Annotated in this window: 22 protein-coding genes, 1 tRNA gene and 2 rRNA genes; 10 read left to right on the top strand and 15 right to left on the bottom strand. The window is 67.9% G+C overall.

Going from position 1 to position 18,391, the window contains the following annotated elements:
• The 3 genes from FHR94_RS12255 to FHR94_RS12245 form a co-directional block, all read left to right on the top strand.
• A 23S ribosomal RNA gene (locus FHR94_RS12255) occupies positions 1–202 on the top strand; the annotation flags it as partial.
• An 83-nt stretch (positions 203–285) separates the two neighbouring features.
• Positions 286–401: ribosomal RNA gene (rrf, locus tag FHR94_RS12250) — 5S ribosomal RNA — on the top strand.
• A gap of 190 nt (positions 402–591) precedes the next feature.
• The gene (locus FHR94_RS12245) at positions 592–822 is read left to right on the top strand and encodes a hypothetical protein (protein ID WP_183326007.1); all 231 of its coding nucleotides are present in this window, start codon (positions 592–594) and stop codon (positions 820–822) included.
• 99 nt (positions 823–921) lie between these two features.
• Here FHR94_RS12245 and FHR94_RS12240 read toward each other — a convergent pair whose 3' ends face one another.
• Positions 922–1,746 carry a Tim44 domain-containing protein gene (locus tag FHR94_RS12240; RefSeq protein WP_183326006.1) on the bottom strand — a complete coding sequence of 275 codons (825 nt, stop codon included), beginning with the start codon at positions 1,744–1,746 and terminating at the stop codon, positions 922–924.
• A 109-nt stretch (positions 1,747–1,855) separates the two neighbouring features.
• On the opposite strand from FHR94_RS12240, the gene FHR94_RS12235 reads away from it, so the two are divergent.
• Positions 1,856–2,431: an isochorismatase family protein gene (locus FHR94_RS12235; protein ID WP_183326005.1), complete on the top strand. Its 576-nt coding sequence runs from the start codon at positions 1,856–1,858 to the stop codon at positions 2,429–2,431.
• A gap of 29 nt (positions 2,432–2,460) precedes the next feature.
• On the opposite strand, the gene yaaA is transcribed toward FHR94_RS12235, so the two are convergent.
• Together yaaA and FHR94_RS12225 are read right to left on the bottom strand one after the other, a co-directional pair.
• Positions 2,461–3,240: a peroxide stress protein YaaA gene (gene yaaA, locus FHR94_RS12230; RefSeq protein WP_183326004.1), complete on the bottom strand. Its 780-nt coding sequence runs from the start codon at positions 3,238–3,240 to the stop codon at positions 2,461–2,463.
• Between the two features lie 103 nt (positions 3,241–3,343).
• The gene (locus FHR94_RS12225) at positions 3,344–4,375 is read right to left on the bottom strand and encodes an NADP(H)-dependent aldo-keto reductase (RefSeq protein WP_183326003.1); all 1,032 of its coding nucleotides are present in this window, start codon (positions 4,373–4,375) and stop codon (positions 3,344–3,346) included.
• A gap of 222 nt (positions 4,376–4,597) precedes the next feature.
• Between FHR94_RS12225 and FHR94_RS12220 the strand changes: the two genes are divergently transcribed.
• The gene (locus FHR94_RS12220) at positions 4,598–5,110 is read left to right on the top strand and encodes a tetratricopeptide repeat protein (RefSeq protein WP_183326002.1); all 513 of its coding nucleotides are present in this window, start codon (positions 4,598–4,600) and stop codon (positions 5,108–5,110) included.
• Positions 5,111–5,190: 80 nt separating this feature from the next.
• On the top strand, positions 5,191–5,697 hold the full coding sequence (locus FHR94_RS12215) for a hypothetical protein (RefSeq protein WP_183326017.1): 507 nt from the start codon (positions 5,191–5,193) through the stop codon (positions 5,695–5,697).
• Between the two features lie 5 nt (positions 5,698–5,702).
• On the opposite strand, the gene FHR94_RS12210 is transcribed toward FHR94_RS12215, so the two are convergent.
• From FHR94_RS12210 to FHR94_RS12180, 8 genes are all read right to left on the bottom strand, one after another.
• Positions 5,703–6,674, bottom strand: a complete 972-nt coding sequence (locus tag FHR94_RS12210; RefSeq protein WP_183326001.1) for an NAD(P)H-quinone oxidoreductase — start codon at positions 6,672–6,674, stop codon at positions 5,703–5,705.
• 86 nt (positions 6,675–6,760) lie between these two features.
• Positions 6,761–7,315 (bottom strand): LOG family protein, encoded by a 555-nt coding sequence (locus FHR94_RS12205; RefSeq protein ID WP_183326000.1) that lies wholly within the window; start codon positions 7,313–7,315, stop codon positions 6,761–6,763.
• A gap of 122 nt (positions 7,316–7,437) precedes the next feature.
• Entirely contained in the window at positions 7,438–7,563 is a 126-nt protein-coding gene (locus tag FHR94_RS19865) for a hypothetical protein (RefSeq protein WP_281376018.1), read from the bottom strand.
• A gap of 54 nt (positions 7,564–7,617) precedes the next feature.
• Positions 7,618–8,139 (bottom strand): DUF501 domain-containing protein, encoded by a 522-nt coding sequence (locus tag FHR94_RS12200; protein ID WP_183325999.1) that lies wholly within the window; start codon positions 8,137–8,139, stop codon positions 7,618–7,620.
• The gene (locus tag FHR94_RS12195) at positions 8,111–8,437 is read right to left on the bottom strand and encodes a hypothetical protein (protein WP_183325998.1); all 327 of its coding nucleotides are present in this window, start codon (positions 8,435–8,437) and stop codon (positions 8,111–8,113) included. Before FHR94_RS12195 ends, FHR94_RS12200 begins: the two co-directional genes overlap by 29 nt.
• A gap of 93 nt (positions 8,438–8,530) precedes the next feature.
• Complete coding sequence (gene ybaK, locus FHR94_RS12190; RefSeq protein WP_183325997.1) at positions 8,531–9,001, bottom strand: Cys-tRNA(Pro) deacylase; 471 nt, start codon at positions 8,999–9,001, stop codon at positions 8,531–8,533.
• Positions 8,998–9,405, bottom strand: coding sequence for an acyl-CoA thioesterase (locus FHR94_RS12185; RefSeq protein ID WP_183325996.1), 408 nt, complete (start codon positions 9,403–9,405; stop codon positions 8,998–9,000). Before FHR94_RS12185 ends, ybaK begins: the two co-directional genes overlap by 4 nt.
• 79 nt (positions 9,406–9,484) lie before the next feature.
• Positions 9,485–10,285, bottom strand: coding sequence for a hypothetical protein (locus FHR94_RS12180; protein WP_183325995.1), 801 nt, complete (start codon positions 10,283–10,285; stop codon positions 9,485–9,487).
• Positions 10,286–10,330: 45 nt separating this feature from the next.
• Between FHR94_RS12180 and FHR94_RS12175 the strand changes: the two genes are divergently transcribed.
• A complete protein-coding gene (locus FHR94_RS12175) occupies positions 10,331–10,672 on the top strand; it encodes a hypothetical protein (RefSeq protein WP_183325994.1) in 342 nt (113 codons plus the stop codon).
• Between the two features lie 2 nt (positions 10,673–10,674).
• Here FHR94_RS12175 and FHR94_RS12170 read toward each other — a convergent pair whose 3' ends face one another.
• Entirely contained in the window at positions 10,675–11,109 is a 435-nt protein-coding gene (locus FHR94_RS12170; RefSeq protein ID WP_183326016.1) for a hypothetical protein, read from the bottom strand.
• A 42-nt stretch (positions 11,110–11,151) separates the two neighbouring features.
• Here FHR94_RS12170 and FHR94_RS12165 point away from each other — a divergent pair, with 42 nt between their 5' ends.
• Positions 11,152–12,327 carry a MalY/PatB family protein gene (locus FHR94_RS12165; protein ID WP_183325993.1) on the top strand — a complete coding sequence of 392 codons (1,176 nt, stop codon included), beginning with the start codon at positions 11,152–11,154 and terminating at the stop codon, positions 12,325–12,327.
• On the opposite strand, the gene FHR94_RS12160 is transcribed toward FHR94_RS12165, so the two are convergent.
• Positions 12,321–13,256: a tetratricopeptide repeat protein gene (locus FHR94_RS12160; RefSeq protein ID WP_183325992.1), complete on the bottom strand. Its 936-nt coding sequence runs from the start codon at positions 13,254–13,256 to the stop codon at positions 12,321–12,323. The two genes, FHR94_RS12165 and FHR94_RS12160, sit on opposite strands and share 7 nt — an antisense overlap.
• Positions 13,257–13,334: 78 nt before the next feature.
• On the opposite strand from FHR94_RS12160, the gene FHR94_RS12155 reads away from it, so the two are divergent.
• Entirely contained in the window at positions 13,335–14,120 is a 786-nt protein-coding gene (locus FHR94_RS12155) for a DUF3750 domain-containing protein (protein WP_183325991.1), read from the top strand.
• A 215-nt stretch (positions 14,121–14,335) separates the two neighbouring features.
• Here the strand turns inward: FHR94_RS12155 and FHR94_RS12150 are convergent.
• Positions 14,336–14,412: transfer RNA gene (locus tag FHR94_RS12150), tRNA-Met, on the bottom strand.
• A gap of 191 nt (positions 14,413–14,603) precedes the next feature.
• Between FHR94_RS12150 and phbB the strand changes: the two genes are divergently transcribed.
• Positions 14,604–15,350, top strand: a complete 747-nt coding sequence (phbB, locus tag FHR94_RS12145; RefSeq protein ID WP_183325990.1) for an acetoacetyl-CoA reductase — start codon at positions 14,604–14,606, stop codon at positions 15,348–15,350.
• Between the two features lie 137 nt (positions 15,351–15,487).
• Here phbB and FHR94_RS12140 read toward each other — a convergent pair whose 3' ends face one another.
• Positions 15,488–18,262 (bottom strand): DUF349 domain-containing protein, encoded by a 2,775-nt coding sequence (locus FHR94_RS12140; RefSeq protein WP_183325989.1) that lies wholly within the window; start codon positions 18,260–18,262, stop codon positions 15,488–15,490.
• Between the last annotated feature and the right edge of the window lie 129 nt (positions 18,263–18,391).

The following is an 18,391-nucleotide window of genomic DNA, read 5'->3' as shown; positions in this document are numbered from 1 at the left end:
CCAGTGGCACTGCCGGGTAGCTATGTGCGGACGGGATAACCGCTGAAGGCATCTAAGCGGGAAGCCCCCTTCAAGATGAGATCTCCCCGAGGCCTTGAGCCTCCTGAAGGGCCCAGCGAGACCAGCTGGTGGATAGGCCGGGTGTGGAAGCGCTGCAAGGCGTTGAGCTAACCGGTACTAATGGCCCGTGAGGCTTGACCATATAACACCCAAGGGGTCTGGGATGGCCCACGACGCCGGATACGAGAGACGTTCTCGCCAGCATGATTCGCATTGCCTTTTTCGCCTGACGACCATAGCGAGCGGGAACCACCTGATCCCATGCCGCACTCAGCAGTGAAACCGCTCAGCGCCGATGGTAGTGTGGGGCTTCCCCATGCGAGAGTAGGTCATCGTCAGGCACTTCTTCCGGAAACGCCCCGGCCTCGAAAGAGGTCGGGGCGTTTTCATGTTGGGCCACTGGGTCGGGAATGTCGGTCGTTGCCGACAAATCAATGTAGTGAAAGGACTTTCTTCGGTAGCCAGGCCGGCGCTGGGCGGCTAGCCTGTCGGGACAGACCTTGGATGGATCGTCTCAGGAGGAGAATCCCTATGAAACGTCAGCTTCTGCGCAAGCTTGCCCTGTCACTGCTCATCGGCATGACCGCCCTAGGCCTGGCCGCCTGTGAGGAAGAGGGACCGGCCGAGCAGGCCGGCGAGAGCATCGATGAGTCTGCGGAAGAGATGGAGCAGAACATCGACGAGTCCGCCGAGGAGATGGGTGAAGGCATGGAGGAAATGGGCGACGAGATGGAAGAGACCGCCGAAGAGGCGCAAAACTGAGGACGTGATGGTGTGTCCGTGAATGCAGAAGGCCGGGCTGTTTGCCCGGCCTTCTGCGTTATTATAGGAAGGACTGGTGGGGAGGGACTGGTGGCGCTATCAGGCGCTGGGGTTCTGCTCGATGCCCTGGACGTACCAAGGCGCGCCGTCACGCAGGTCGCGGATCAGGTGCCAGGTCTCGTTGAACTCGGTCTCCTCGCCATTCTCGGCGATGATGCCGTGGAATAGTACGCTGGCCTCGGCCTGCTGACCGACTTCGCGCACACTGCCCAGTTCGGCGAACAGGCGTACGATCTCGGTACGGTTGTTGGCGGGTTGACGGTCACGCTCCTCGCGCAGCTGATTGTAGAGCTCGGGGGTCACGTATTCCTGGATCTGCGAGAAGTCGTTGTTGTCCCACGCGCGCTGCAACGTCATGAAGTGCTCCTTGGCTCCTCCCAGGAAGCGTTCCCGGTCGAACCAGGCGGGTTCGCTGCCGATGCCGTTACTGCCCCCCATGGACGACGTGGCGGTCCGGAAGGACTGCTGGGGTGCCTCAGGGCGCCCAGCCACGGCAGCACCGTTCGCCGTTACCGCCCGCCGGCGCTTGGCTAGCAGCCGGAACAACAGAAACGCGACGCCGGCGATAAGCAGGATGTCCATGAAGCGAAACTCATCGAAGGCCCCGCCGAAGAACAGCGAGGCCAGCAGGCCGCCAGCGAGCAGGCCGGCGAAGGGGCCGGCGAAGCGGGACAGGCCACTCGATGGCTTGCGCTGCCCCTGGGGAGCACTGGTGGTGCGATTGGGGGTGGCGGTGTTGGTATCGGCCGAACGGGAGTAGGAACCGAAGCTCTTGCCGCCGCCCAGGCGCTTGGCTTCGGCATGATCGACGGCTAGGCCGAAGCCCAGCATGCCGACCATCAGCATGACGAGAAATTGGCGCATCTTGGGTCTCCATCGTGAAGGGGGGTGACGGGGTCTGCGGAAGTCTCCATTCTAGCGACTATGGGGCTCCACCACGACTACTACCGATGAGCCCGAGGAGGAGTGAGGGATGCGCCTGGTGCCTGAGCAGAGTCTGTTGCTGATCGTCGATCTCCAGGTTGGCCTGTTACCGGTCATCGAGGGCGGTGACCAGGTGGTGACCGAGGCCGCCTGGATGGGCCAGGTGGCGAGCGTGCTGGATGTCCCGGTCTGGCTGACCGAGCAGTATCCGCAGGGACTGGGCACCAGCGTACCGCGGTTGCTCGACCAACTGGGCCCCCATCGTCGCTGGGAGAAACACCATTTCGATGCCCATGCCGAGCCGGCATTTTCCCGGGAGCTGGCCGAGAGCGGGCGGCGCCAGGTGGTGCTGTGCGGGACCGAGGCGCACGTCTGCGTGCTGCAGACGGCGCTCGGGCTGCTCGAGGCAGGGTATGCGGTCCATTGGCTGGCGGAGGCCTGCGCGAGTCGCCGCGCCGACGAGGCCCAACTGGCCAGACAACGGGTGATGCAGGCGGGGGGCGTCGCCGTCTCGGCGGACATGGTGGCCTATGAGTGGCTGCACCGTTGCGACGACGAGCGGTTCCGACGGGTCCATCGGTCGCTGCTCAGGGGACGCTCGGCGCGCCCCCTGCGCTTCTTCTAGGGAGCCGAGCCGCCCGGGACAACCCTGGCTCAGCGGCTCTGTTCGTCCCGCGTGAACACCAGGCTGCTGCCCTCGGACATGGCGGCATTGAAGCGATAGCCGGCCACGTCGAAGTCCTTGAGACCCTCCGGGTCGTCCAGTCGTTGACGAATCATCCAGGCCGCCATCAGGCCGCGGGCCTTCTTGGCATAGAAGCTGATGATCTTGTACTGGCCATTCTTCTCGTCCTTGAACACGGGCGTGATCACGCGGGCGTGCAGCTGTTTCGTGTCGATGGCCTTGAAGTACTCATTGGAGGCCAGGTTGACCAGCACCGGCGAGCCGCTTTCGGCCACGGCGCGGTCGAGCTCACGGGTCAGCAGCGGCTTCCAGTAGGCATAAAGGTCGCGGCCGCGAGGATTCTCGAGCTTGGTGCCCATCTCCAGGCGGTAGGGCTGGATGAGGTCCAGCGGTCGCAGCAGGCCGTAGAGCCCGGAGAGAATCCGCAGGTGATCCTGGGCGAAGGCATTGTCGTCGTCATCGAAGCTGTCGGCCGCGAGCCCCACATAGACGTCGCCCTGGAAGGCCTGGGCTGCTGGCTTGGCGTTCTCGAGGGTGAAGGGCGTGTGCCACTCGGCGAAACGCGCGGCGTTGAGGCCGGCCAGCTTGTCGCTGATGCTCATCAGCTCACTGAGGTGCCGGGGCGAGAGGTTTCGCAGGATCGCGACGAGCTCCCGGCTGTGGTCGAGCAGCGCCGGCTGGCTGTGGCGCGAGGTGGTGGTCGGCGTCTCGAAGTCCAGCGTCTTGGCGGGCGAGATCACGCTCAGCATGAATAAGGCTCCTGTTGCCAGTGGAGGAATGCCCGGAGTATACCAAGCCCCTCATCCCACCGGGGCTATCGCGCCGATAGCCCCGGTGGGCGCCGGCAAGACGTCAGGGGCAGGGATTGGGGAGGCGCTGGTGCACCGCCTCGATGGCCTCGAGCACCGCCGGTTCCAGTGTCAGGGCTTCGCTGGCCAGGTCGCTTTCCAGCTGTTCCAGGGTGGTGGCGCCGATGATGTTGCTGGTCAGGAAGGGGCGTGAATTGACGAAGGCCAGGGCCATCTGGGCCGGGTCGAGGCCATGCTCCCGGGCGATCTGCACATAGGCGCGGGTCGCCTCCTCGGCCCGCGGGGACGTGTAGCGCTGGAAGCGCTCGAAGAGGGTGAGGCGGGCATTGGCCGGCCGGGCACCGTCGAGGTACTTGCCGGAGAGCACCCCGAAGCCCAGTGGCGAGTAGGCCAGCAGGCCCACGTTCTCGCGATGGGCGATCTCGGCCAGGCCCACCTCGAAGGAGCGGTTGAGGAGGTTATAGGGATTCTGTACCGAGGCGACCCGTGGAAGCCCGAGGGTGTCTGCCAGGTGCAGGGCGTGCATCACGCCCCAGGGCGTCTCGTTGGAGAGCCCGATGGCGCGGACCTTGCCGGCCTCCACCAGCTCTTTCAGGGCCGAGAGGCTCTCCTCCAACGGCGTGGCGTTCTCCTCCACGTCATGCTGGTAGTCCAGTTGGCCGAAGAAGTTGGCCTGCCGGTCGGGCCAGTGCAACTGGTAGAGGTCCACGTAGTCAGTCTGCAGGCGCGCGAGGCTCGCGTCGATGGCCTGGTGGAGGTGCTTGCGGGTCAGACGTGGGCCGCCGCGGATGTGCTCGAGGCCGGGGCCGGCGGCCTTGGTGGCGATGATCACGTTGTCACGCGAGCCTCGGGCCTTCAGCCAGCTGCCGACATAGGCCTCGGTGCGGCCCTGAGTCTCGGCGCGAGGCGGCACCGGGTACATCTCGGCGGTGTCGATGAAGTCGATGCCGAAGGCCACGGCGCGATCCAGCTGCCCATGGGCCTCGGCTTCGGTATTCTGCTCGCCGAAGGTCATGGTGCCGAGACACAGCCGGCTGACCTGGATACCGGTATTGCCGAGGGGGCGCGTTTGCATCCGTCACTCCTTGGATGGCTGAGGGTAGGGGAAACGGCATGGTAGCGAGGGGGTATCATGGCGGCAAATGGCGAGGGGTTGAGTCGCTGACGCCCCGGGCGTATGCTGCGACCCCATTGCCCGTGCGGAGTCCGCGGGGCCATCGTCATCGAAGGGACGACGCCGGACACAGGGCCGTGATCGACGTCGTGTTCCACCATACTGGACGCAGGGTTGTTTGCCATGCAGCAGGCATCGTCACTGTTCACCCGGCTCGAGTACCGGCTTGCGCAGCAGTTGTTCCATATCCGCTGGCTTCCTCGCTCGCCGCGCACTCAGCGCCTGACCATGCACCTCTTCCAGCGCTGTGCCGATGCCGGCCATCCGGCGGCCCTGTCGCTGTATGGTCATATGCTGTTCCATCGGGGGATCACTCCCCAGGACAAGGCCCGTGGCGCCCGCTACGTGATGGAAGCCGCGAGCAGTGGTGACCCTCGCGCCCAATATCAGGCCGGCCAGATCTACGAACACGGCTGCACCCAGTACCCGCGGCGCGACGAGCATGCCGTGACCTGGTATGCCCGGGCCGGTGAGGCCGGTCACCCCCTGGCCGCCGCCCGCCTGGCGATGGCCTATCAAGGAGGGGAGCTGGGCCTGGCCGTGGACCCCGAGCGGGCCGCCTACTGGCAGGAGCGGGCCGACCGGCTGGCCGGCCTGGCGGCGCTGGACACCGGCGAAGGCGAGACGCGACACTAGCCACACGCCGCCGGCCTGGAAGGCCGGCATTCCCTCCTGGTTCCAGGGCCCTGGAACGGCCTTCACCACCAAGGACTCTCCTGCCAGTGACGCTACCGACATTGCTGGATATCGAAGCGTCCGGCTTCGGGCGCGGCAGCTACCCTATCGAGATCGGCCTGGCCCGTCCCGATGGCAGCACCTGTGCCTTCCTCGTCCAGCCCCTTGCCGAATGGACGCACTGGGACCCCAAGGCCGAACTTCTGCACGGTATCTCCCGGGGCCGGCTCCAGCGCGAGGGCTATCCGGTGCGTGAGGTGGCTCGCTGGCTCAACGACGAGCTGGGTGAGATCGGGATTGCCTACAGCGATAGCTGGGGATACGACAACACCTGGCTGTCGCTGCTGTTCCATCATGCCGGCATGCTGCCGGCCTTCCGGCTCGAGGCGTTGCGGATCCTGCTCAGCGAGTCCCAGCAGGCCCTGTGGAGCGACACCAAGGAGGCGGTGATCCGCGAGATGGGCATCCACCGGCATCGGGCCGGTGACGATGCCCGCCTGTTGCAGCTCACCTACCAGCGCACTCTCGAGCTCACCGGCCCAGCCTGAGCCCCTTATTCCTCGCCACCGACCGAGAGCAGCACCTTGCCGATGTTGGCATCCCGCTGCATATGGGCGTGGGCGGCCTCCACCGCCGTGATCGGCCAGGTGCGATCCACCAGCGGCGAGAGCTCACCGGTCACGAGTCGCGGCCAGACATGCCGGCGCAGGGCCGCGAGGATCTCGCCCTTGGCCGCCGGTGGCCGGGCCCGCAGGGTCGAGCCGATCAGCCGCTGGCGCTTCATCAGCATGCGTCCCAGGTCGAGCTTCGCCTGGCGGCCTCCCATCAGCCCGATCACCACCAGCCGGCCGTCGGCATTGAGGACCTGCTGGTTATCGGCGAGGTAACTCGCACCGACCGGATCGAGGATCATGTCGGCGCCGCCCCAGGCCTTCACGGCCTCGACGAAGCTGCCGTCGTGACGGTTCCAGCCGGCATCTGCCCCCAGCTCGCGACAGGCGGCGAGCTTGGCCTCGCTGCCGGCGGTGGCGAAGCAGGGGTGGCCGAAGGCGCGGCAGAGTTGGATGGCGGCGGTGCCCACGCCACTGGCCGCGGCGTGCAGCAGCACCCGCTCACCCTCGGCCAGTGCCCCCTCCATGAACAGGTTGAGCCAGGCGGTGGTGAAGACCTCGGGCAGGGCCGCGGCCTCGCGCAGGCCGAGGCCCTCGGGGAGCGGCAGCACCTGGCGGGCGTCCACTACCACCTCCTCGGCATAGCCGCCGCCGGCCAGCAGCGCACAGACGGGCTCGCCGACCGCCGGCCACTCGACGCCCGGGCCGGTGGCGATGACCGTGCCGCTGACCTCAAGGCCCATGATCTCGCTGGTCCCGGGTGGCGGCGGGTAGTGGCCGGCACGCTGCATCAGGTCGGCGCGGTTGACCCCGGCCCAGGCGACGCGCAGGCGCACCTCGCCGGCCCCGGGGCCGGGAGGGGGCTCCATGGCCTGCCAGCTCAGCTGTTCTCCGTCGATGACAATGGCGTGCATGACAACTCCTTGTGCAGGAAGGTGAGAGTTGTGCAGGAAGGGGCGAGCGGACCGGCACCCGGTTGAGGCATGGAGGTCGCCGCTTGCTAGCCCCTCGTGGTCAAAGCGGTCTCCAGGGCCTCCAGCAGGGTGTCGGGCTCGGTGGCGTCGACCAGGGCGTCGCGGGTACGGGCGTTGAGGAAGCCGTGGGTCACGGTGCTGTCCAGGAAGGCCAGCAGGGGCGCATAGAAGCCGGCGGTGTCGAGTACCCCGATGGGCTTGTCATGAAGGCCCAGGTACTGCCAGGTCCAGGCCTCGAAGAACTCCTCCAGGGTACCGATGCCGCCGGGCAGCACGATGAAGGCATCGGCATGGGCGGCCATGCTCGCCTTGCGCTCGTGCATGTTGTGCACCCGGATCAGCCGCGTCAGGCCGTGGTGGGCCTGCTCGCGCTCCACCAGGTGGTCGGGCATCACCCCGACCACCTCGCCGCCCGCCACCATGACGGTGTCGGCCAGTTCGCCCATCAGCCCCACGCGGGCGCCGCCATAGACCAGGCCGTGGCCGCGTCGAGCCAGCTGGTGACCCAGCTGTCGGGTCGCCTCCACGAACTGCGGAGCGTTGCCTTCCCGGGACCCCAGATAGACGCAGAATCTCGCCATGCTCGCCTCCTTGGTGCGTCCCTCATCCTAGCCGCCGGATGGGGAGCGAGAAAGCCTGGCGCGTGCGCCGTTAACAAAAAAAGGGCGCCGTCAGGCGCCCTGCGTAGTGTCGGCCGGACCGGTCAGCGAGTGCTGCTGGCCGCGTCACGACGCATCGCCTGGCGCAGCAGCTTGATGCCGACGCCGCTAATGACGAGCAGGCTGGCGATCAGGGTGAGGCTGGCGATCACGGGGGTATCGACGTACATGCGGAGTGTCTCCTGGGTTGGGGGTGAGGGGGAGGAAAAAGAGAGCGGGCGTGCTCAGGGCAGGCAGTCGGCGATACCGTATTCGGCATCCAGCCACTGGCCGATGGCGTTGTCGCCGCACAGGTGGTGGGCATACTGGGTATGCAGGCAACGCACCTGATCGCGATTGGTGATGCCGCCGATGCCCCGGATGCGTAGCACCTCGCCATAGCCCAGGCGCTCGACCTCGGCGCGCTGGGCCTCGGTCATGACGGCCCAGCGGGCGCGGACATAGTCCTCGTGGCTGCGGTGGTAGGCGGCCAGGAAGTCGGCATCCCGCTGCAGGCGCGCCTCCAGCTGCTTGATCACCCCGACGGCCTCGATCCGGGAGAGTTCGACCTTGAGCCGCTCGGAGCAGAGCCAGTAGAGGGTCGGAAACGGCCGGCCATCGACGATGGGCGCCATGCGCAGCACCAGCGGGGTGCCTTCGCCGTCGGTGGCGGCCAAGGCCTCGATGCCGCGCGGTTCACGGCCGAGCTGCTCGGTGATGATGGCTAGCTGGCGCGCATCAGGTCTCTGATCGGTGCGGATCACCATCGTCGGGGTCCCGTAGAAACTTGTTCGAACGGCCCACGGCACGGTAGAAGGTGCGGGTGAGCTGCTCCGGTGTGGGCACATAGCGCCACTCCCGCTCGCAGTACTCGCCGGCCCGTGCCATCAGCACATCATAAAGGCGGTTGAACGGCGCATCATAATCGTAAGGGTCGGCCCCGAACAAGCGGATGTGGGGGTAGTCGGCGAAACGCTCCATGAAGTAGCGCTCCAGGTCGGCTTCCACGGCCTGGTGTCGGGCGACATTGTCGGGATCCAGCCAGAGATCATAGCGGATGGCCATGGTCGGCTCCTTCTGGGGAAGAGGTCCTGGCGTACCGCAGCCAGGGACGTCGCCCTGAGACAGCGGGTCCGCCCCTTCGGCTCACGCGGCGTTTCAGCGACGGGCCACGGGCGCCAGCCGGGCGCCCGTGGCCCGGACCAGGTCATCCGGGGCGAGGCAGATCTCGAGTCCCCGGCGCCCCCCGCTGACGTAAAGCGTCGCGCGGGCCTCGGCGCTGGTGTCGAGGAAAATCGCCAGGCGACGTTTCTGGCCCAAGGGGCTGATGCCACCCACCACGTAGCCCGTGGCCCGCTCGGCCTCGGCGGGCGCGGCGAGCACCGCCTTGCGGGCCCCGGCCGCCCGGGCCAGGGCCTTGAGATCGAGTTGGGCCGAGACCGGCACGATCGCCACCACCAAGCGGTCATCGTCGAGCCGGGCCAGTAGGGTCTTGAACACCTCGTCGGGCGAGAGATCCAGCGCCCGGGCGGCTTCCTCGCCATAGGCCGGGCGTCTCGGATCAGGCGCGTAGCTGGCAGTGGAGAAGGCCACCCCGGCCTTCTCCAGCGTCTTGACGGCCGGGGTCATGCGTCCGCGGGCTCTTCCTGCAGGTGAGCCTCGAGAGCCTCGCGCAGCTCGCCCTCGATGGGGATGGCCCGTTTGCTCTCATGATCGAAGTGGACCATGACGGTATGGCCCAGGTTGGTCAGGACACCTCCCTGGCGCGCCTCCTGGCTCACCGTGAAGGAGCTGTTGCCCAGCCGCGAGACATAGGTGCGGATCTCGATCTCGCGACCGTACTGCAGCTCGGCGCGGTAGTCGACCTCCATCCGCGCCATGATCAGACGCCACTTGCGCGGGTCGAGGTCCGGCGTGAAGAGCCGGAACAAGTCATTGCGGGCCAGCTCGAACCAGGCGGGCAGGCGGGTGTTGTTGACATGCCCCAGGGCGTCGGTGTCGTAGAAGGCGGGCTCGATGGTACGTACGAACATAGCGTGTCCTTGTGATCGTGGGGGCTGCGAAGCCACGCGGGTGAAGAAGAGCCCAGCATTATCCCGAGCAAGCGCTAGGTCAAGCCCTCTCTGGTCGTCGCGCCTGCCAGCGAGTCCAGGCCACTAGCCAGGCGGTGGCGGCCACGAAGCCGAGCAGGGTACCGGTCACCAGCCCTAAGGTCGCGTAGGTCAGCGAGACGGTCAGTGCATAGCAGAGCAGCGAGCCGAGCCCGGCCGGGTAGTGCTTGATGACCGTGGCCACCGGGGCGGCGCCGTGGGTCAGGTGCAGGATCACCAGGAAGGGGTACATGGTCACCGGAAAGGCGGCCATCACCCCGGCCCAGGCGGTGGGGACCACATGGGCCAGGCCGGTGATCAAAAAGATGATGCCGGCGGCCAGGCCGGCGCGTAGGCCCAGCGCCGGCCAGGAGAAGCCGCCCCGGGGCCGGGCGGTGGTCTCGGGCACCCGGCGATAGAGCTGGATGAAGGCCAGGATCGCCACCAGGGTGGTCAAAGTGCCGGTCACCCGAGTGAACTCGACCTGGGTCAACAGCAGGCTGACCACCCCCCAGACCGCCAGGCCCCCGGCGCTGCCGGCCAGCACTCCGACGAGGCCGTTGCGCCGGGCACATAGCAGATAGCCACCCCCCAGCGCCAGGGTGGCGGTGAAACCGGCCAGGGTGTGCACGGCGCTGTCGGCGGCGAAGGTGGGTGAGATCTCCAGGCCGATGAAGAACAGGGCGATGGCGGTGCCCAAGGGGTAGCCGGAGAGCAGGCCGGCCAGCCGAGTGCTCAGCCGCTCGGCGACCACCGAGAGCCCCAGGACCACGCCGATCGAGACCAGCAGCTTGGCCAGTTGCCAGGTGAGGGGAACTTCCATTTCGATATCCTTATCTGTGTGTGAACGATATCCCCACGAGGTGCCATGGCCGGTCACGACCTTTCTCCCCCGCCGCGGCCCGAGACCTGCGAGCTCTGCGGTCGGGCGGCGCCCCTGACCAAGCACCATCTCATTCCCCGCGCCCTGCACGGCAAGGCGCGCTATCGGCGACGTTTCGATCGCGCCGAACGGCTCACCGCCATCCTGTGGGTCTGCCACGCCTGCCACCGGCACCTGCATACGGTCCTCGGCGAGCGGGAGATGGCCGACCATTATCGCAGCCGGGAGGCGCTGTTGGCGCATCCCGAGATCCGGACTTTCGTCGAATGGCTGGCCACCAAGCCCGATGGCTTCCGGCCCAAGAAGCGGGCGGGACGGCGACGCTAGGCTCACACCAGCCGCAGCCCCTGGCGATCCGCCCAGGCCGCGCGCAGGGGGCCGGCCAGGGGGGCGCGCAGATGCTTGGGCAGGGCCTGTTCGGCGGCTTGGACATCGGCGAAGTCGCGGTTGCGCAGCCAGCAGTAAGCCCAGGCACAGGCTTCGTCGTCGCTGGCCGGCATCGGTCGGGCAGGCATCTGCACCAGCAGGAAAGTGGCGGTGCGACCGGCCCAGAGCGGTATCTCCTCCTGGCACCGGGGATCCCCCCAGGCGATCAGGGTGGCGCCGCTCGGGGTGGCCTCGGGGGTGCCTAGCTTGGCGACCCGGGCGGTTTCGGCGAGCAGCAGGGCCAGGCGGTCGGTGTCGGCCTGGCCGAGGGTGAGCCACTGCCGGATCAGGGCGGGCAGGCCGCGGCGTACCTTGGCATAGAAGCCGCGTTGGGGCATGGTCGGGTGCATCTGTCTGGCCTTTGGAAAATGGAACGGCACATGGACTTCGATTTTGCCACGCCCGTCGAGCGTCGCCACCCGTCCGGGGGCGACTGGCCCTCGCAGAAATGGCATCGCCATGGCGATGATGTCCTGCCACTGTGGGTGGCCGACATGGACTTCGTCTCCCCCCCGGCAGTGCTCGAGGCCCTGCAGGCGCGGGTCGCCCACGGGGTCTTCGGCTATGGCCTGGTGCCGGATTCCCTGCGCGAGGTGCTGTGTGACTGGAGTGCCCGGCATTACGGCTGGGCCATCGAGCCGGCCTGGCAGCTGTGGCTGCCCGGGGTGGTTCCGGCACTCCACTTGGCGAGCCTGGCGCTGACCGAGCCCGGCGACGGGGTGTTGACGGTGACGCCGATTTATCCCCCCTTCCTGAGGGTGGCCGAGCGCACCGGGCGGCTTCCCCAGCGGGCCGCCATGCGCCCGCCCGAGACCGCCGATGGTGACTGGCGACTCGACCTCGAGGCGCTGGAGGCGGCGATCACTCCGCGCACTCGGCTTTTGCTGTGGTGCCAGCCCCATAACCCCACCGGGCGGGTCTGGACCCGCGAGGAACTGACGGGGTTGGCGACCCTGGTCGAGCGCCACGACCTGCAGGTGGTCTCCGACGAGCTGCACTGTGACCTGCTGCTCGACGAGGGAGCGCACCACGTGCCGCTGGCCGCGGCCTTCCCGGCGCTGGCCGAGCGTATCGTCACCCTCTGGGCCCCCTCGAAGACCTTCAACCTGGCCGGGTTGACCACGGCCTGTGCGGTGATCCCGGATGCCGGTCAGCGCCGGCGCTTCGCCACCGCGGCCAAGGGGCTGCAGCCGGATGCCAACGTGCTGGGACTGGTGGCCGCCGAGGCGGCCTATGCCCATGGCGAGCCTTGGCGCCAGGCTCTGCTCGAAGTGTTGCGGGGGCATCGGCGCACCCTGGCGGCGCGGGTGGCCGACTGGCCCGGGGTGCGCATGGCGCCGCCGGCCTCCACCTATCTGGCTTGGCTGGACCTGCGGGACGCGCCGGCCCTGGCCGAGGACGCGGCCTCACCCGCGCGGGCGCTGCTCGAGCGGGCTCGGGTGGCGCTCTCCGATGGGGCCGATTTCGGCTGGCCGGGGTTCGCGCGGCTCAATTTCGGCACCACCGCGCGTCAGTTGGAGGCGGCGCTGGCTCGATTGGATACCGTGCTTCAGTAGAGCTGGGCGAACAGCTTGCGCCGATAGGTAACGGTCAGTGGATGATCGGCGCCCAAGGCGTCGAAGGCCCGCAGCAGGGTCTTGCGGGCGGCATCGTCGCCATAGGCCCGGTCGGTCTTCAGCAGGGCCAGTAGGGCCTCCAGGCCATCTTCGTAGTGGCCGTCGGCCAACTGGCGCAGGGCGCGCAGGTAGCGGGCCTCGCTGTCGTCGCGCGCCTCGAGGTCGGCCATCTGCGCCGGGTCGGGCGCTTCCTCACGGAACTCGATGCTGGCTCGTACGCCGCGGGCCGGGGCGGCATCACGGTCCTCCGGCGGCAGGTTATCGAGGATGGCCAGCGCCTCCTGGGGCTGGTCCTCCACCACCAGCACCCGGGCCAACGCCACCTGGTAGGGCACATGTTGGGGGTACTGTTCGGCCAGTTCCTGATAGAGGGCGCGGGCGGTGGCGGTGTCGCCGGCTTCCAGCGCAGCGGCGGCCTGCTCCTCCGGGCTGGCCGGGGCCTCTTCCGGTGCCGGGAAGTAACGACCCAGCCACTCGCGAACTTCCTTCTCGGGCAGGGCGCCCTGGAAATGATCGACGAGCCCGCCCTGGCTGATCAGCTTGACGTCCGGCGCGGCCCGTACGCCCAACTGGGCGGCGATGTCCGGCTCCTGGTCGATATCGAGGCGGCCGAGCAAGAAGGCGCCGTTGTACTCCCGTGCCAGCTTCTCGAGTACTTGGCTCAGCTGCTGGCTCGCCGCGTCGACGGTGCTTCGGCAGTCGAGCAGGACCGGGACCTGCATGGAGGTTTCGAGCAGTTGCTGAATGTTGCGACGGTCGACGTCGAGGATCATCTCGGCGTGCTGGCCGTCTGCCGGGGCGTTCGCGGCGTCACCAGCGGGCGTGTCGTCGGTGAGCGGCTCACCGGTGCGGGGATCGACGATGGGCATGATCAGTGGCCTTGCGTAGGGATGCATTTGCTGTACAGATGCGGGTGACTGTCCGCGACTTCAAGGGGAGGTAGGGGCATGGGGCGACGATGCCTGCGCCTGCTGGGCGGCCTGGGCCTGCTGCTCTCGCTGTTGCTGATCGGCCCATTGTGGCTGCTGGCTTCCGGTCAGGTGTCGGGAGGCGGCCACTGGTCGGCCGCCAGTCGTGTTCCGGAGGGGCTGGCACCGACGCCCCATGAGGCGCCAGGGGCGGTCGTGCAGGTCTATGCGGCGCGGGCCTGGGGCTGGCGGGGGGCTTTCGGCGTGCACACCTGGCTCGCTACCCGGCGTCCTGGCGCTGAGACCTACCGGATGCACCATGTGCTGAGCTGGCGCCACCCTGCTCTGGTGTCGCAGTCCACGGTCTCGCCGGATCGGGCCTGGTACGGCAATGCTCCGGTCCTGCTCGCCGACTACCGGGGACGCTCGGCCGAGGCGATGATCGGTGCCATCGAGGCGGCGGTAGCGGCCTATCCGCTCCCGGGTGCCTATTACGCCTGGCCGGGGCCCAACAGCAATACCTTCACCGCCTGGGTGACCCGGGCGGTGCCGGGGCTCGAGGTGGTGTTGCCGGTGACCGCGGTGGGCAAGGATTACCTGCCGGGTACGGTGCTGGCATCGGCGCCGGGCGGAGCCGGCATGACCCTCTCCCTGGGCGGCCTGCTGGGTATGACCCTGGCCCGGGACGAGGGTCTCGAACTCAACCTGCTGGGCCTGGCATGGGGCCTCGACGTCAGGCGACCGGCCCTCAAGCTGCCGGGCATTGGCCGGCTGGGCATGCCGCCGGTGATCAAGGGACACGATGGCGAAACGCGGGGGCGGTAAGAGCCCCTTACACAGCATACCAGTCGGGTGGGCTTTTCCGTCGACAAGCCGGCGCGAGGGCGCTGTAAACCCTTCCATGGGCGCCACCTTTGCCATCCATGGCAAAGGACCCTCGCTTCAGCTTGCCCCCGGCGCCCACCCTGGCTGGGAGTTTGGAAATAAGTTCTAAGCATGAAAAAGGCCAGGACCTATCGGTCCTGGCCTTTCTCGATGTTTGGTAGCGGGGGCCGGATTCGAACCGACGACCTTCGGGTTATGAGCCCGACGAGCTACCAGGCTGCTCCACCCCGCATCGACGTGGGGCGTATTCTACCCCTTTTACGCCTTTGGTCAATATCTGATTTCAAACGCTCGTCCCGAACGCCGGGCTGGTCCATACTCGAATTTGCGTTGTCATCAAAGTGACAGCCAACCACAACCATACTGTCAGGCGCGCCATGCGCTGATGCGTAAGCATGTGACGAATCAACAGGGAGTGAGTCAATGACAACACAAGCACCCGTGGCTTGGGTCACCGGAGGAACCGGTGGTATCGGCAGTGCCATCTGTCGCGCACTGGCCGATGCCGGTTATCAGGTCGTGGCCGGCTACAACAACCCGGAGAAGGCCAAGGCGTGGCTCGAGACCCAGAAGGCCGATGGCTATGACAACATTGCCCTGTCGGGCACCGACCTGACCGACTATGACTCCTGTGTGGCGGGGGTCAAGGAGATTCACGACAACTACGGGCCCGTCAGCGTGCTGGTGAACTGTGCCGGCATCACCCGGGACGGCACCCTCAAGAAGATGACCCCGGAGCAGTGGAGCGAGGTCATCGACACCAACCTCAACAGCGTCTTCAATACCTGCCGCACCGTGATCGATGACATGCTGGAGCAGGGCTATGGGCGGATCATCAACATCTCGTCCATCAATGGTCGCAAGGGGCAGTTCGGCCAGGCCAACTACGCGGCGGCCAAGGCCGGTATGCATGGTGTGACCATGTCCCTGGCGCAGGAGACCGCTACCAAGGGCATCACGGTGAACACCGTGTCGCCGGGCTATATCGCCACCGACATGATCATGAAGATTCCCGAGAAGGTCCGGGAGGCGATTCGCGAAGGCATCCCGGTCAAGCGCTATGGCACGCCGGAAGAGATCGCTCGCCTGGTCGTCTTCCTGGCCGACAAGGAGTCCGGCTTCATCACCGGCGCCAACATCGACATCAACGGCGGTCAGTTCATGGGCTGACCCCCTGTCGCCCCCGTGATGCCGAGGCGACGGCATCACGGGCGTGTTCATGAATACAGCAGCAGAAGCGCGAGGCCGAAGCCTCGCGCTTCTGTCATTCAGGGGGCTCGCTCCTGGCTACCCAGTCCTGAGCCCCTTCAGGGCGGCGGCAGCTGGAGCAGGCTGTCGAGCAGCCGGTCGAGCTCGACCACTTCCCGCTCCCACAGGGCCGGCGATACCGGTCCCGTGGCCAGCAGCTCGCAGAGGAGCTGGCGCAGTTCCTCGTCGGGCGACGCATCGCGTCCCAGGTTGTCGTTGAGCCGCTCGACCTGGATCGCCAGGCGCAGCGGGTCGTCGCGCTGGCTGACCTGCCCGCCGGAGAGCAAGGAGAGGTGGACTCGCAGTCGGGCCAGACGCTCCGCGACCTCGTCCTGGCCAGGTGGGTCACGCCGGGCGGCGTTGCGCCGCGCGTGGGCGCGAGCCAGGGGCTTTGGCAGATCATCGGGCGGGGCGACATCGGTCGGCTCGGCGCCCGCCAGCCGTTCGGCATCCATGCGCAGATGGGCCTCGAGCAGCGGTCGTACGGCCCGCCAACGCTGGACCGCCTCGGCAACCTTCAGACGCTCCAGGCGCGCGCGGCGCGCCCTGACGATGCCCGACCAGCGCTGACGCATGCCCTCGCTGCGACGTCCCGACGGCAGGGGCTCCAAGGCGGTGGCCTCCAGGATGGCGGCCTCCAGCTGTTCGGCCTCATCGCTGGTCATAGGCTGCCAGGCGTCGAGTCGGTCGATCAGGGCCTGCATGGTGTCGAGACGTTCCTGGGCCTCGCGGGCTTGATCATCCCGCTCGGCTTCCCGTCGGGCGAAGATGTCGTCACACAGAGAGCGGAACTCGCGCCACAGGGTTTGCTCCTCGCCCCGTGGCGCTCGTCCCAGCTCGCGCCAGCGGCGCTGCAGCGCCTTGGCCTGGGCGGCGCGCCGCCCAGGCGGCAGGTCCTGATCCCGCAACGCCCGGGTCTGTTCGATCAGGGCCCGCTTGGCCTCGGCAATCTCCCGAGCACGGCGGTCGATCAGCGCCTGCAGCGCGTGGCGAATGTGGCCGAAGCGCCGGCCGATCGACTCAGCCTGGTCGCGGGGCACGGGAGAGAAGTAGCGCCACTGCTGCCGGGCGCGGTCGCGGATCTCCCGCAGGGCGTCCGGGTCGGCCGCACTATCGGGTTGGGCCAGCAGTGACTCGAGCTGTTCGCATAGCGTCTCGCGTCCCGCCAGGTTGCGGCGCCGCTCGGCCTCCTGGCGTTCCCGCCAGGAGGCGAGGCGCGCATGGATACGGTCCGAGGCAGCCCGGAAGCGGGCGGACTGCTCTCGGTTGGCAGCTGCGTCGCCTAACGACTTCCATTCCTTGACCAGCCGCCGGTGGCGTTGATCCAGCTCGGCATCGGTCTGGGTGCTGTCCTCGGCGAGGGCGTCGATGGCCTGGCAGAGCTGATCGCGCTTGGGGCCGGCGACGAAGCCCCGCCAGTCACGCAGTTCGGCGAGTTGGGCGCCGAGGCGCTTGAGGGTGGCACGGTGGGGCTCCAGGCGCTCTTGGGGAAAGGTCTCGGCCCACTGGCGGAGTCGCTGGTAGAGCCGGCTGGCGCCCTTGAAGGAGCCGCTTTCCAGCAGCTGCTCCAGTCGCTCGAGCTCCTCGCCGAACAGGACCAGCCGCGTGTCCAGGTCCTGGTCCGCAGCGGTTGCCTGATGGGCGAGACGTTCACGGGCCCGGCGCAGCAACGGAGCGGGAGCCAGGCCGTCGGGCCAGGCGCAGGCATCGACCAGACTCGTCAGGCGTTCATCGTCGCCTGACTGCAGCGCCTGCTCGATCTCCCCGGCGCGTTCATCCAGACGGACCCGGGCCTGGACGATGTGCTCGTACTCCCGCAGCGCGGCATCATAGCGGGCGCGCAGTGCCTCGTCGGCCAGGTGCTGATCCGACAGCGTCTGCCAGCGGTGGGCCAGCAACTGTTTCTGGGCGCGCAGACTGGCGATGTCCTGGTCGGTCAGGGTATCGCCATGGTGCAGGCTCTCGAGGCTCTCCTCCAGGGCCTCGATGAGTGCCTCACGGGCCTGGTCGGCGTCCTCGCGGCGGCGCAGGTCGGCGTCATGGGCATGCTCCCGGGCCTCGTGGTCACCGATCACCTTGCGACAGCGCTGACAGGCGTCCTGGAAGCGGCGCTCCTGGCCGGCGTCCGGCAGATCCTCCAGATGTGACCATTCCCGCATGAGGTGGCGAAAGCGACCGGCGTAGAGGGGCTCCCAGGGGGCCGTGGCGTGCTGCTCCAGCTGGGCGAGCAGCGCCTCGCGGCGGGCGCGCGCTTCGGCCAGGGAGGCCGCGTCGGCCCGCCGCCGATTGAGGCGCTCGCGGGCCTGGCGGATGACCTGGCGGTCGCGCCGGGCCTCTTGGGTGAGCCGGGTCAGTCCGGCGTCGCTCTCGACCCGGGCGGCGGCGGCATGGCGTACCGCGGCGATGCCGTTGTCGCAGGCCTGGCGGATCAGGTCTTCCTCGGCCTCGAGACGGGTGAGCGCCGCCAGGCGCAGCTGCTGGTTGTCGCCTTGCAGAGCCAGTACATTGAGCAGGCGAGGGTCGTCGAGCCCCTCAACCAGGGCGATGCGCTGGGGAAGGTCGAGCCGGCCCTGGCGGCCGGAGAGCAGGGCCACCAGGCGGGCCTCGAGCTCCGGGGACGCGCCTTCCCGGCGCAAGAGCAGCAGGCGCTCGGGATCGTCGAGGTGCTCCAGCGCGGCCAGGCGCACCCCGGCATCCTCGTCCACGGCCAGGCACTCCAGCATCTGTTGCTGGTCCGGCTGGTGCGGGTCCAGGCGAGCCGCCGCCTGGCGGCGTACCTCGGGGTCGGAATGTTTCCAACGCGGGGCAAACAGACGGCGTAAGAGTCCTGACATGATGCATCCTGACGTGGGTACAGCTCGTGCCGTACTCTCTGTGGTTGTTAGGGGCAGTGACCGCGGTGAGATGGCCCTGCCCTGGGGCCCGGTGCTGGCCCGCGTCCGAGTCCCAAGTCTATCTAAGCA

Source organism: Halomonas cerina (assembly GCF_014192215.1).
In the GTDB taxonomy this organism is placed as follows: domain Bacteria; phylum Pseudomonadota; class Gammaproteobacteria; order Pseudomonadales; family Halomonadaceae; genus Halomonas; species Halomonas cerina.
The sequence above is the reverse complement of the archived record's forward strand: the minus strand, read 5'-3'. Positions and strand labels throughout refer to the sequence as shown.